10 protein-coding genes are annotated in these 12,531 nt (G+C 70.9%); 5 read left to right on the forward strand and 5 right to left on the reverse strand.

From position 1 onward, the window contains the following. Positions 1 to 97: 97 nt before the first annotated feature. Complete coding sequence (locus tag P2L57_RS17605) at positions 98 to 1,696, forward strand: MFS transporter (protein WP_275815484.1); 1,599 nt, start codon at positions 98 to 100, stop codon at positions 1,694 to 1,696. Positions 1,697 to 1,759: 63 nt separating this feature from the next. On the opposite strand, the gene P2L57_RS17610 is transcribed toward P2L57_RS17605, so the two are convergent. The 4 genes from P2L57_RS17610 to P2L57_RS17625 are packed head-to-tail and all read right to left on the reverse strand — an operon-like array spanning position 1,760 to position 7,559. Beyond that, positions 1,760 to 2,515: a thioesterase II family protein gene (locus tag P2L57_RS17610; RefSeq protein WP_275815486.1), complete on the reverse strand. Its 756-nt coding sequence runs from the start codon at positions 2,513 to 2,515 to the stop codon at positions 1,760 to 1,762. Positions 2,516 to 2,533: 18 nt separating this feature from the next. Further along, entirely contained in the window at positions 2,534 to 5,011 is a 2,478-nt protein-coding gene (locus P2L57_RS17615; protein ID WP_275815761.1) for an ABC transporter ATP-binding protein/permease, read from the reverse strand. A gap of 2 nt (positions 5,012 to 5,013) precedes the next feature. Next, on the reverse strand, positions 5,014 to 5,973 hold the full coding sequence (locus P2L57_RS17620; RefSeq protein ID WP_275815488.1) for an ABC transporter permease: 960 nt from the start codon (positions 5,971 to 5,973) through the stop codon (positions 5,014 to 5,016). Further along, the gene (locus P2L57_RS17625; RefSeq protein ID WP_275815490.1) at positions 5,970 to 7,559 is read right to left on the reverse strand and encodes an ABC transporter substrate-binding protein; all 1,590 of its coding nucleotides are present in this window, start codon (positions 7,557 to 7,559) and stop codon (positions 5,970 to 5,972) included. The genes P2L57_RS17620 and P2L57_RS17625 overlap by 4 nt, the downstream gene beginning before the upstream one ends. Positions 7,560 to 8,323: 764 nt before the next feature. Here P2L57_RS17625 and P2L57_RS17630 point away from each other — a divergent pair. Together P2L57_RS17630 and P2L57_RS17635 are read left to right on the forward strand one after the other, a co-directional pair. Further along, on the forward strand, positions 8,324 to 9,298 hold the full coding sequence (locus P2L57_RS17630; RefSeq protein WP_275815492.1) for an ATP-binding protein: 975 nt from the start codon (positions 8,324 to 8,326) through the stop codon (positions 9,296 to 9,298). A 38-nt stretch (positions 9,299 to 9,336) separates the two neighbouring features. Further along, positions 9,337 to 9,726 carry an SCO5389 family protein gene (locus P2L57_RS17635; RefSeq protein ID WP_275815494.1) on the forward strand — a complete coding sequence of 130 codons (390 nt, stop codon included), beginning with the start codon at positions 9,337 to 9,339 and terminating at the stop codon, positions 9,724 to 9,726. 10 nt (positions 9,727 to 9,736) lie between these two features. Here the strand turns inward: P2L57_RS17635 and P2L57_RS40760 are convergent, their stop codons facing one another. Next, the gene (locus P2L57_RS40760; protein WP_372515737.1) at positions 9,737 to 10,009 is read right to left on the reverse strand and encodes a hypothetical protein; all 273 of its coding nucleotides are present in this window, start codon (positions 10,007 to 10,009) and stop codon (positions 9,737 to 9,739) included. Positions 10,010 to 10,032: 23 nt separating this feature from the next. Here P2L57_RS40760 and P2L57_RS17640 point away from each other — a divergent pair, with 23 nt between their 5' ends. Continuing rightward, on the forward strand, positions 10,033 to 10,536 hold the full coding sequence (locus P2L57_RS17640; RefSeq protein ID WP_275815496.1) for a hypothetical protein: 504 nt from the start codon (positions 10,033 to 10,035) through the stop codon (positions 10,534 to 10,536). Positions 10,537 to 10,728: 192 nt separating this feature from the next. Further along, positions 10,729 to 12,474: a S8 family serine peptidase gene (locus tag P2L57_RS17645; protein ID WP_275815498.1), complete on the forward strand. Its 1,746-nt coding sequence runs from the start codon at positions 10,729 to 10,731 to the stop codon at positions 12,472 to 12,474. The last annotated feature ends 57 nt before the right edge of the window (positions 12,475 to 12,531 follow it).

Below are 12,531 nucleotides of genomic sequence, written 5' to 3' on the forward strand. Positions count from 1 at the left end.
AAGAGTGAACGTTCGACTCACACGCAAAGGAGCTGTCGAGGCGGCAACTTGAGACCCCGAACACGTCGATGCGCGACGCCATGCAGAGAGGGCGACCATGAGCACTACGGAAGCGGTCCCGATCGAGGCGGGGGGCCCGCCCGAGGTCCGGAGCAGCAGACGCTGGACAACAGCCGTGACCTCACTCGCGGCGGCGATGATGACCTTGGACATCACCGTGGTCAACGTGGCACTGCCGCGCATCGGTGCGGATCTGGACGCCTCACTGGACAGCCTCCAGTGGATCGTCAACGCCTACACGCTGTCCTTCGCCGCCCTGCTGCTCACGGCGGGCTCGGTGTCCGACCGGATCGGCCGCCGAAGGGTCTTCCTCGCAGGCGTCGCCGTCTTCACCGCCGCCTCGGCCGTGTGCGCGCTGGCCCCGAACACGGCGGTCCTCATCGCGGCACGGGCAGCGCAAGGCGTCGGGGGCGCGATGGCGTTCGGCACTGCGCTCGCCCTGATCGCCGGCGCGTTCGAGGGTGCTCCGGCGCGTTCCCGCACCACTGCCATCGGGCTGTTCACTGCGGGCGGTGCGGTCTCGGCGGCACTCGGTCCCCTGGTCGGCGGCTCGATCGTGGAGTGGCTCAGCTGGCCCTTCCTGTTCGCGGTCAATGTGCCGATCGGGCTGCTCATCCTGGCCGCCACCGCGCGGAAGGTACCCGAGAGCGTCGCCACCGACGCCCCCGCGAACGTCGACTATGCCGGAGCGGTGCTGGCCGTACTGGCGCTGTTCGCCCTCAACTACGGTTTGCTGGCTGGATCGGAGAAGGGCTGGACGACGCCCGACGTGCTCACGGCACTCATCGGGGGCGGGATCCTGGCCGTGGCGTTCGCCGCCGTGCAGTGGCGGCTCGGCCCGACCGCCATGCTGGATCTGCGGCTGTTCGCCATCCCCAGCTTCAGTGGTGCGGTCCTGCTGAGCTTCGCCGCCCGGGTCTTCAGCTTCGGGCTGCTGCCGTTTCTGACGCTCTGGCTCGGCGGCATGCTGAGGCTCTCCCCCTTCCAGGTCGGCCTCGTCCTGCTCGCGCAGTCCGTGGCGCTGGTGATAGCGGCGCCGGTGAGCAGCCTGCTGACCAAGGTGATGTCGGTCTCCAAGGTGCTGGCGCTGGGCTCGGCCGTGGTCGGGGTGGGCATGTTCCTGGCTGTGGGGATCGGCCCACACGACAGCTGGACGGCCGTCCTGCCCATGCTGGTCCTCCTGGGTGCCGGAGCTGGCCTGACGCTCCCTCACCTACTCGCGCTGGCCGTGGGCGTGGTGCCCGCCTCGCGGGCGGGAACCGCATCAGGTGCGGCCAACAGTTTCTTCCCCCTCGGCACCGCGACCGGCGTCGCCGCCTTCGGCATAGTGCTGACCAACAAGGTCGACACCACCATGAACGCCGCTACGCTCAGCCGGTTCCCTCTGCCCCGTGGTCACGCCGCTCAGCTGCGCCAGCTCGTCACCGCCGGCCAATTCGACGCGCTGGGCGCCGCCGTCCCGGAGGCAGCCCGCGGTCAGGTACTCGACCTGGCCCGTTCCGCGTATACCGGGGCGCTGTCGACGATCTTCCTCATCGCCGGTATCGCGGGTCTACTGGCGGCGGTCGCCAGCCTGGTGCTGGTCCGTGAGAAGGACAACTTCGAAGCCACCCAAACGGCTTCGAGCAGCGGCTGACCAGAGATCGAGGTCTGCCAGAGGTCTGCCACCAGTGGGGGTGGCAGACCTCATCGGCAAGGGTCAGGGCGCTGCGGTGGCATTTCCAGCGAGTTGCCGCCGGATGGTGGCAATCACCTCGCGGGGGCGTTCCGAAAGGTAGAAGTGGCCGCCCGAGAAGGTCAGCAGCTCGAAGGGTGCCGAGGTCCAGTCCCGCCAGCCGTCGGCTTCCTCGGCGGTGAGTTCCGTGTCGTCCGCCCCGATGAGCGCCGTCACGGGGCACGGCAGGAGGCCTTCCAGCTGGGGACGGTAGTTCTCGATCAGCCGGTAGTCGCCGCGGATGGCCGGCAGGACCAGTTGGCGGAGTTCGGGCATGGCCAGCAGGGCGGCGTCGGTGCCGCCGAGGCGGGCGAGTTCGGCACACAGGGCGTTGTCGTCGAGCAGATGAGTGGTACCACCGCGATGGTGCTGAGGTGCCTCACGGGCCGAGACGAACAGGTGGACCGGCGCAGGGTGGCCCTGACGGAGGAGATGCAACACGAGTTCATGGCCGACTGCCGCGCCCATGCTGTGTCCGAAGACAGCCCATGGCCGGTCCAGTAGCGGTGCCACCGCGGTCGCGAGGCCGGAGACCAGCCCGGGTAGATCCGCCGGAATGGGGTCGTCGAGGCGGTCCTCGCGGCCCGGCGGGCAGGCGAGCAGAAGCTCCACCCGGGGCGGGAGCAAAGCGGCCCACTCCCGGTAAAGACCGGTCGAGCCGCCCGCGTGCGGCAGGCAGACCAGTCGTAGTGCGGCGTTCGGAAGGGGGTGGGGGCGGCGCAGCCAGCGTTCCGCGGTCATGGCGGGGTGTCCTCAATGTCAGGGTTGTTTGGTGATTCCTGCCGGCGCGGGTCGTGCCATCGGCAAGGACGGTACGGCCGCCAGGAGTTCGGCGGTCACCGGATCGGTCGGTGCGCTGAGCATCCGGTCGGTCGGGCCGCTCTCCCTGATCCGTCCGTCGGCGAGCACCGCGAGCTGTCCGCCGAGCCGCGCGGGCACGGTGAGGTCGTGGGTGACAACGACCAGGGCGACGCCCAGTTCGCGCCGCAGTCCAGCCAGCAGGGCGATCACGGTGTCGGCGGTCGGCGCGTCGAGGGCGCTGGTCACCTCGTCGCACAGCAGCACCGCGGGTTCCACCGCCAACGCCCTTGCCAATGCCACTCGTTGGCGCTGCCCGCCCGACAGGTGCTCCGGGCGGCGGTCGGCGTGTTCGGCCGCCAGCCCGACCTGCTCCAGTAGCCGGTGAACCTCCCGCCGCAGCGCTTCCGCATCCAGCTCGGGACGATACTGACCGAGCGGGCGAGCGATGATCCGGCCGACGGTGTGGCGCGGGTTGAGCGAGTCGTGCGGGTCCTGCGGAACGAGTTGCAGCATCCGCAGCCGATCGCGGGACCGTCCGCGCAGTCCGTGCGGCACCTCGGCACCGGCCAGGCGCAGGTCGCCCGACCAGTCGGGGTGCAGACCGGTGAGGCACCGCAACAAGGTGGTCTTGCCGCCGCCCGAGGGGCCGACCACGCTGAGGCAACCGCCGGGATCGACGGACAGGTCGATGGCGGTCAGCACGCGCCGGGCACCGCGCCGGGCCTCCAGTCCGCGCAGGACCAGGGCGGGCGTGTCTGCGTGGTTCGCCACCTCGCGCGGCCCGGGCAATGCGGTCATCCGGGCAGCGTCGACCAGCCGACGGGCGGTGGCGCTCGCGGGGCGGGCGAGTACCTCCGCCACCGGACCGCGCTCCACCAGGCGCCCCGCGTCGAGGACGGCCACCTCGTCGGCCGCCGAGGCGACCTGGGCCAGGTCATGCGCGACCAGCAGGATGGCCGGGCCCCCGTCCTCGCGCAGCCGTTTGATGTCGGCGAGCAGCGCCGCCGCGGTGGCCGGGTCCAGGGCGCTGGTGGGTTCGTCGAGCACCAGCAGGTCAGGCCTATGAGCGAGCGCCGCGGCCAGCGCGACCCGCTGGCGCTGGCCGCCGGAGAGCTGGTGCGGGAAACGACGCAGAAAGGCGTCGTCGCACGGGAGTCGGACCGCCCGCAATGCGGACCGGATCCGCTCGGGCCGTTGCGCGCGGGGCACCGAGCGGGCTCTCAGGAACTCCCCGATGTGTTCGGCCACCCGCATCGTGGGAGCGAGCGAGGTGCGCGGATCCTGCGGGACGTAACCGGCGTGGCGGCTGCGCAGCCGCCGAAGCGCCCGCTCGGTCAAGCCGAGAACCGGAAGCCCGGCCAGATGCACCTCGCCTTGCCGCAACGCCAGTCCCGGGCGCAGTTCTCCGAGGGCGGCCAGCGCCAGCGTGGTCTTCCCGCTCCCCGACGGCCCGACCAGCGCGAGGACTCGGCCCGGGGCGAGTTCGAGGTCGACGCTTTCGACGACGGAACGCGTCCCGGACGGCCCGTCTGCCCCCACCGTCAGGCCGCGCAGCCGCAGGACCGGGGCATCTGCGACAGCATCCGCCGCCACGACCACCGGCCGCCGTCGGGTCCGTGGCCGGCGAGCGGCGGGGAAGACCGCGTCCACCAACAGGTTGGCGGCCAGCAGCAGCACGAGGATGCCGACGGCGGGCACGGCCACCGCCAGGGGTTGCAGCGACAGCCCGTCACGGTTCTCCAGGACCATCAACCCCCAGTCGGCAGCCGGTGGTTGAGCCCCGTAACCGAGGAATCCAGCCGTTGAGACGACGAACACCGCTCCCACGAACCGCACGGCGGCGTCGGCCGCGAGCACCGGCGCGAGATTGGGCAGCACCTCACGCAGCAGGACGTACGCTGTGCGCTCACCGCGCGCGACTGCGGCCTCCACGTAGTCATGCTGCAGGGCCTGCAAGGTGGTGGCTCGTACCACCCGGACGATCTCCGGCAGCAGGACGACGGCGGTGGCGGCTCCGACCCCGGCCACCCCACGGCCCAGCGCAACCACGGTGAGGCTGAGCAGCAGGAACGCGGGCAGGCTCAACAACACGTCGGCCGCGCGCAGCACCACGGGATCGATCCGGCCGCCGCGCAGCGCCGCCAGCATCCCCGCCGACGCGCCCAGGACGTACGCGGCGGCGAGCGCCGCCAGCGAGAGCAGCACCAGCGACCGACCGCCGGCAAGGAACCGGCTGAGCACGTCGGCGCCCAAGTGGTCGGTGCCCAGCGGCGTCGATCCGCCTGCCGGAGCGTACGGCATGTCCAGCACCTCGCCCGTCCCATGCGGCGCGAGCAGCGGCCCAAGCAGGGCGAGCAGCACGGCTGCCACCAGCACGACTGCGGCCACGACAGCCCGCAACCGACCGCGTCCGCGGGCAGGGGTGGCCTTGTCCATGGTCAACTCAGGCTCCTCGCCGCCGGGTTGAGTGCGGCGGCGAGCAGGTCCGCCAGCAGGTTGAGGGTGACCGTCACAGCGGCGACCAGCAGGGTCACGCCCTGTACCACGGGCACGTCACGCGCGGCCGTGGCGTCCACCAGGGCCGCGGCCAGCCCGGGGTAACCGAACAGCGTCTCGGCGACCAGGGTTCCGCCGAGCAGGTAGGCGAGATAGCGGGCCAGCACCGGCACCGCCGGAACCACGGCCGCCGGGAGCACCCAGCGCAGCACGACACGATGCTCCGGCACGCCGCCGAGCCGGGCCGTGCGCGCCGCGTCCGAGGCATTGGCCGCGATCACTCCGGCGCGCACCAGCCGGACGTTCTGGGCCAGGCTCACCGAGAGCAGCGTGAGCACCGGAAGCACCAGGATCTGCGGCTGCGTCAGCACGCTGTGCCCGGCCGAGGGCACGGACACCGAGGGCAGCCAGCCCAGCCCGACGGCGAAGAGCAGCACCAGCAGAGTGCCGATGACGAACTCGGGCATGCTGACCAGGGCGAGCGTCGCGGTCGACACCAGCCGGTCCGCGGCCCGGCCGGCCCGCATCCCCGCCCACAGGCCGAGGCCGATAGCGAGCGGCACCAGCAGCGCCGCCGCGGTGGCCCCGAGCAGCAGGGAGTTCCCGGCCCGCTCGGCGATCAGCGCGGACACCGGGCGCCCGCTGGCGTAGGACGTGCCGAGGTCACCGTGGAGGGCGTGCCACAGCCAGTGGCCGTAGCGGACCCACGCGGGCTGGTCCAGGCCGAGGCTGTGGCGCAGTTGGGCGATCTGCTGCGGCCCGGCCCGCCCACCTAGGCGGGCGGCCGCCGCGTCGCCGGGCGCCAGCGTGGTCGCTGCGAACACCAGCACCGATGCGGCCAGCAAGGTGCCCGCCGCGGCGCCCAGCCGACGAAGCCACCGTGCGGTCCGGGCGAGTCTCACGAGCTGAGGAAGGCGTCGCGCAGACACGGGTAGTCGAAGACTCCATGCGGCTGGATGCCGTGGACAGCGGGCGTGGAGGCCGCGATCGGGGGAATCCGGGCGAACACCGCGTCCCCACCGTGGTCGTACAGGTAGTGCTGGACATCATGCACCGCGCTGGCGCGCTTGGTGTCCCCGACGGCGGCGTGCATGGCGGTCAGCAGGCCGTCCAGGGTGGCGTTGGACGGTCCGGTGAACGGGTAGGAGGCCTTGGAGCCGTAGTACAGCGAGAGTTGCAGCGGCAGTGGCTGGGCGTGGTAGAGGTTTGTCTGAAGCGGCGTGCGGAGCAGGGTCTTGATGTCGGTGTAGTAGTCCGCGGCCGGGATCTTGTCCACCGCCACCGACATGCCTGCCGCGTGGGCCTGTTGGACGAACGCGGTGGCGCTCTCAAGCGTCCCGTACTCGTAGTCGCTGGTACGCACGGAGAAGTTGGTTCCGCCCAGCCCGGCCGAGGACAGCAACTTGCGGGCCTGCTCGGCATCGTGGGCGCGGGGCGGCAACGATGTGTCGTACCAGGTCTGGTGGCGGCCGAGCGCGTCATCGGCGACCTCGCCGTAGCCGAGGGTGACGCTACGCACCATCGCGTCCCGGTCGATAGCGAGGCGCAACGCCTGTACGGCCTCGGGCTTGCTGAACGGCGCCATGCCGAGGTTCATGGTGAAGGACAGGTCGCTCCACAGTTCCTTGGGTGCGGTCAGGATCCGCAGGGCCGGGTTCTTCTCCTCGGCGCGGGCGGTGGCGAGGGTGAGCCCGCCCGCGTAGTCGAACTGGCCTGCCTTCACTCCGTTGAGGCGGGCACCGGCGTCGGAGACCGAGTACAACTCGATCTCGTCCAGGTAGGGACCGCCCTTCGCCGATCCCCAGTAGTCCTTGCGGGCGACGAGCAGGCTGCTGCTGCCACCGGTCCAGCTCTTGAGGACGAACGGGCCGGAGCCCGGGGCATGCGCGAAGTCCTTGGTGCCGTCGGGGAAGACGAACATCGACTGGGCGAGCACGAGGTCGAAGAAGCCGTCAGGTCCCTTGAGTTGCAGCTCCAGGGTGTGCGCGTCACGCACCGTCGACTTCGCCGGGTCGAGGCCGCCCAGCACCCCGCTCTGGGTGGTGGGGTTGGAGGCGAGCGCACGAAGGCTGAACAGCACGTCCTGGGCGGTGAGTTGACGGCCGTTGCTGAAGGTCACGCCGTCGCGCACCCGGACGGTCCAGCGGGTGGCATCCGCGTTGGGCTCGACGGACTCGGCGAGCCGCCACGTGGTGGAGCTGCCGTCGATCTCGCCGATGGTGTCCCAGATCAGCCTCGCCCTGACGTAGTCGATGGCGCTCCCGGTCGCCTGGAGCACGTTGGTCGACTCGCCGCTGGAACCGGCGAAGGCTGCACGGAGTCTGCCCCCGCGACTCGGCGGGACCGATGCCGATGCCGTATTGGCGCCGAGCGGCGAACGGGCCGTCGCGCCGCTGCACGCCGCCAGCAGACCACCGCCGATCACCACTCCGGCTGCCGTGCCGATGGTGCGCAGCATGGACCTGCGGGATATCTGATGTGCGCTCACAGTGTCCTCACTCGAAGCGGGCAGGTGGCAGGGGCCGACAGCGCTGACGCACCTCATGACTTCAGCCGGGTGCGCCGGACGCTGGCGCCGACATCCTAGAGTAAAACGATAACGCTTTTCAATAAGCAGAATGGCGGAGACTACGCCTTGCGCTTGGAGCGGCCATGACGTTTGCCCGTCCACGCGCGGAGGCCAGCGGAGGGTGAAGGAGGAAGGCGGCGGGGTCATCTCGCCGCTACTGGCGGCGAGCCGAGCACCCCGGTGAGGGGCCACCGCCAAGCCGAAGGGCGCGGGCAAGGCTGGCCAGCGAGCGAGCGCCGCCCGCGCGCCGGACACAACGATGAGCCACGACCGGTAGAGCCAATGCAGCCAAGGCAAATGCCTGGCCTCCGACGGCGGGCCGGTTCCGGACTTGCCCGAGTGCGCCGCGGGCTTTCCCTGACTGCGACAACGGCGACGGCCAGGGCGGCGATCGGTCGGCCCGCACGCAGCCCAACACGGCGTTGGCCAGGGGTCCGGCGAACAGGGCACCGGACAGGTACGGGTACAGCAGAGGCGAAGTCCGCGACGGCCAACGGGGCCGAGTTCGCATCCGGCACACCGCTGGGCGGTGGACAGCGCCGGTATGACAGCCAGGGAGACGGCGGCGCGTGCGATGCCGGGGATCTCAACCGCCCCGGATCAAGCGGTACTTGACATCACCCTGGGTCGCATCCGAGGCTGCTTCGGAAACGGTTTTCATAATCGATTAAGGTTTCAGGCACATGAAGATTGCCTTCGTGGGCAAGGGCGGCAGCGGCAAGACCACCCTGTCAGCGCTCTTCGCCCGCCATCTGGCGGCCTCCAGCAGCACCGTGGTCGCCATCGACGCCGACATCAACCAGCACCTGGGGGTGGCGCTGGGACTGAGCGAGGACGAGGCGGCGCGGCTGCCTGCCATGGGTGGCCGACTGGCCGAGACAAAGGAGTACCTGCGCGGGAGCAACCCACTGATCGGCTCGGCCGCCTCCATGGTCAAGACGACGCCGCCCGGACGGGGCTCCCGGCTGCTGCGGGTCGCCGGGGACGATCCGATCCACGGCGACTTGGCGCACGAGGTCGCCGGGGTGAAGCTGCTGGCAGCAGGTGCGTTCACGGAAGAGGACCTCGGGGTGGCCTGCTACCACTCCAAGGTCGGGGCGGTGGAGCTGTATCTGAACCACCTGGTCGACCTGGACGGCGAGTACGTCGTGGTCGACATGACCGCGGGTGCGGACTCGTTCGCCTCCGGGTTGTTCACCCGGTTCGACCTGACGTTCATTGTGGCCGAGCCCACCCGAAAGGGTGTCTCCGTCTACCGCCAGTACCGTGACTACGCCGCCGAGTACGGCATCGCGCTCGCCGTCGTAGGCAACAAGGTCACCGGCCCCGACGACGTTGCCTTCCTCCAGGACCACGTCGGCGACGACCTGCTGGCGTGCCTGGAGCACTCCCCGTACGTACGCGCCCAGGAACAGGGCCGCCACGGCACGCTGTCCGAGCTGGAATCGGCCAACCGAGCCGCGTTGGAGCGACTGCACGCGGCCGTCGACGCCCGACCGAAGGACTGGGCCACCTTCCAGGCGCACGCCGTCGCCTTCCACCGCAAGAACGCCGCGGCCTGGGCGAACAACGCCACCGGCGAGGACCTGGCCGCCCAGATCGACCCCGACTTCGTCCACGGCCCGGACGCCCTGCGGACTCAGACCGCAGCCCACTGAACCACCCACAACAAGCAACCGAACACGATAGGAATCGCATGTCGCTCGACGTATCCCCCGCACTGCTCGCCCAGGCGGAACGGGGTGAGGTCGACGAAGCCGCCTTCGTCGACACCGTCCGCACCTCCCTGCCGTACGCGTACCAGATGATCTCCGGCCTGGCAGGTGAACTGGGGCGCGGGTCTGCCCCGTTCGCGGACAACCCCACGCCGCCGCCCTCGGAAGCCGAACGCGGCCAGCTGCTGCGCGCCCTGGCCAGCGATGCCATCCGCGGCAGTCTGGAGCGGCACTTCGGGGTGCGGTTGGCCTTCCAGAACTGCCACCGCGTCGCCGTCTTCCGCCCAGGCGCTGAGCAGGAGGCGTACGAAGCGTTCACCTCCCCGCGCGCCCAGTTGCTCAACCAGTCGCCGCAGCTGCGCGACTGCTGAGACCTATGCATCAGCCTCCGTCGGCCCGGTGGGGTCGCCGGAGGCTGAACGGTCTCTGGAGCGTATAGCTATCGACCGGCGTAGGGAGCAGGGCCATCTCTCGGGCGTTCTTTATGGCTTGGGCGAGTCGGCGCTGCGGGGGCGAAAGCTGCACCTGGCGTATGCCGGATTCGAGAGAGCGGCGGCCATTGGCGTGATGAGACCGAAGAGACCGAAATGCGGGAGTAATCCCGTTGTGTTTTGCTGCGCTGGGGCGGGCGTTCCGGCCCGCCGCCGTCGGCATGCCCAGAACTCAAGGAGGAGTTCATGTCCGTGTATACCCAGCCGTTGGGGCAGCAGTCGTTCGGTCAGCCCGGGTACGGTCAGCCGCAGTTCGCACAGCAGGGGTACACCCAGCCCTTCGGGCAGCAGTTCGGGCAGCAGTTCGGACAGCCAGGGATCGGGCCCCAGATGGGGCAGCAGCCGGGCCAGATGCCGCTGCAGTTGATCACCGAGGTGGCGCTGCGCTGCGCCGCCTCAGCGGTGGCGACCGTGGTCGAGCAGATGCGTATGGACCCCCAGGCGCTGACGAGCATCCAGATGCAGGGTCAGCTGACCCCGCAGGCCTGGTCCAACGTGCTGGTCGAATCCGCGCGTCGGATCGCGCCGATCGTCCACACTGCCTGTGCCCAAGTCCAGCAGGTCCAGCAGCTTCAGCAGATTCCGCAAATGCAGGGCATCCAGCCGTTCCAGACCCCGCAGCCCTACCAGCAGCCGCAGTTCCAACAGGGCATCACGCAGCAGCCGACCCTGGCAGGCATTGGCCTGTGACCTGCTGACCGCAGCCACCGGGGCGCCACTCGCTCCCCCGGTATGGGGGCCGGTCGGGCCGAGTGCCGGCCAGCCGGCCCTCCGCCCGCGTCCGGCTACCGCGTACGGGTGGAGTCGCGGCGTGGGCAAGAACCGATCACTGATGAGCAGATTCCTGATGAGCTATTCGACCGGGTGAAGGCTGGTGGAGTGATGACTGAGACGGGCGGAGCGGAGCAGCAGGGGTTCGGGGCGAGGATGTCCGCCCCGGACTCGTATCGGGAGGAGACGCCGGGAGCGACAGTGGGGCGGTACCTGGTGGCCCCCCGCTCGCCGAGCCCGCTGGTGGGCGTGCCGCCGATCGATGCGAGCGCGCTGTTCACCCTGCTGGACGAAGATCCCAACGTTGAGGTGATCGATCACGTCCGGGCCAGCCGCAGCCGCGGGCTTGGCGCGATCGCCGAACCGCACCCGGCCTGCCCGCCGATCGCGATCGTGCAGATGCCCCGCGAACGCGCGGCGGCGTTGGCCGCGAACCCCCAGGTCGCGGTCGAGCCCGACCAGCCCCTGACGTTCAACGCCCCCAGTCCGGTCGCACCCGCGGTGGCCGCGGTCGATCCCCCGCTGGCGGTGCCGCTGGTCGAGCCCGCCCGGTTCACCGTACGGGTAACCGGCCGCAACGGGGACTCGGTCGCGGGTGCGCATGTGTGGGCGGTTGGGGCAGGCTGGCCCGTCCATGGCGTCACCGATCCGGAAGGGCGCGCCACGCTGGTGCTGCCCACGGGTACGCCCTCGGACATCTGCACCCTCCACGTGCGGCCGCCGAACGGGTACTGGCCCGCCCGGATCGACGATCCGGGCCCGCTGGAGGGTGGGCAGGAGACGCTGGTGGAGCTGAGACCGCTCAGCGAGACCTTCGAGGGGTTCCCGGAGCGGGCCATCCACGGCTGGGGTCATCAGGCCATGCGGCTACACCAGCTTCCGCCGACCTACCGCGGCCACGGCATCACCATCGCCCTGCTGGACTCCGGCGTCAGCGCTGCCCACCCCGACCTGAAGGACGCCGTCGGGACGGGGTACGACTTCGCCGCGGGCACCACGCACGGGTGGGACGCCGACGCCACCGGGCACGGCACGGCCTGTGCCGGGATCATCGCGGCCGCCGACAACCGGACCGGAATCACCGGGATCGCCGCCGAGGCGGCGCTACACGCCCTCAAAATCCACCCGGGCGGCCGGGTGAGCCACCTTCTCCAGGCCCTGGACTGGTGCATCACCCACGACGTCGACATCGCCCAGATCAACCTGATCTGCCCCCGGCCCTCCAACCTGGTGGCGTTGAAGATCCAGGACGTCCGGGCCGCGGGGATCGTCTGCATCGCCCCTGCCGGGGACGACGGCACCGTTGTGGCCTTCCCCGCGAGCCTGCCAGGCGTCCTCGCCGTCGGGGCTCTCGGCCACACCGGCACCTACCCTCCAGGCACCCCGTACTCCGCGTACACGGCCGGGCAGCCCTCCCCGGCGGATCTGTACGCCCCCTTGTTCAGCCCGCTGGGCCCCGGGATCGACCTGACCGCCCCGGGCGTCGCCGTGCTCACCACCGCCCCGGGCGGCACCTACACCCCGTACGACGGTACGGCCATCGCCGCCGCTCACATCACCGGGCTGGCCGCCCTGACCCTCGCGCATCACGACACGCTGCGCATCCAGCCGCAGCCCCGCAGCGTCGCCCGCGTCGACCACGTGCACGCGATGCTGCGCGGCAGCTGCCGACCCGTCCCCGGCACGGACCCCAAGCGCGTCGGCGCCGGACTGCCCGACGCTCCGGCCGCCCTGGGCCTGCAACCCACCGCCCCCATGCCGCAACCGGGTGCCCCCGTGGAGACGCTGCTGGCCACGCTGCAGGCGGAGATGGAACGGCGCGGGCTCGTCCAACGGTACGCAGGCCGCACCGGCTGATCTCCCGTCAGCCACGATGAGTCAGCACGCGGCCACCGCCCCGGTGCCGGTGAGTTG

It is taken from the genome of Streptantibioticus ferralitis (genome assembly GCF_029223525.1).
GTDB classification, from domain to species: domain Bacteria; phylum Actinomycetota; class Actinomycetes; order Streptomycetales; family Streptomycetaceae; genus Streptantibioticus_A; species Streptantibioticus_A ferralitis.

What these genes read in the sequence shown, in the direction of transcription:
- P2L57_RS17605 (WP_275815484.1), top strand. Translation starts at nt 98, where the DNA reads ATGAGCACTACGGAAGCGGTCCCGATCGAGGCGGGGGGCCCGCCCGAG.
- P2L57_RS17610 (WP_275815486.1), bottom strand. Translation starts at nt 2,515, where the DNA reads ATGACCGCGGAACGCTGGCTGCGCCGCCCCCACCCCCTTCCGAACGCC.
- P2L57_RS17615 (WP_275815761.1), bottom strand. Translation starts at nt 5,011, where the DNA reads ATGGACAAGGCCACCCCTGCCCGCGGACGCGGTCGGTTGCGGGCTGTC.
- P2L57_RS17630 (WP_275815492.1), top strand. Translation starts at nt 8,324, where the DNA reads ATGAAGATTGCCTTCGTGGGCAAGGGCGGCAGCGGCAAGACCACCCTG.
- P2L57_RS17635 (WP_275815494.1), top strand. Translation starts at nt 9,337, where the DNA reads ATGTCGCTCGACGTATCCCCCGCACTGCTCGCCCAGGCGGAACGGGGT.
- P2L57_RS40760 (WP_372515737.1), bottom strand. Translation starts at nt 10,009, where the DNA reads ATGCCGACGGCGGCGGGCCGGAACGCCCGCCCCAGCGCAGCAAAACAC.
- P2L57_RS17640 (WP_275815496.1), top strand. Translation starts at nt 10,033, where the DNA reads ATGTCCGTGTATACCCAGCCGTTGGGGCAGCAGTCGTTCGGTCAGCCC.
- P2L57_RS17645 (WP_275815498.1), top strand. Translation starts at nt 10,729, where the DNA reads ATGACTGAGACGGGCGGAGCGGAGCAGCAGGGGTTCGGGGCGAGGATG.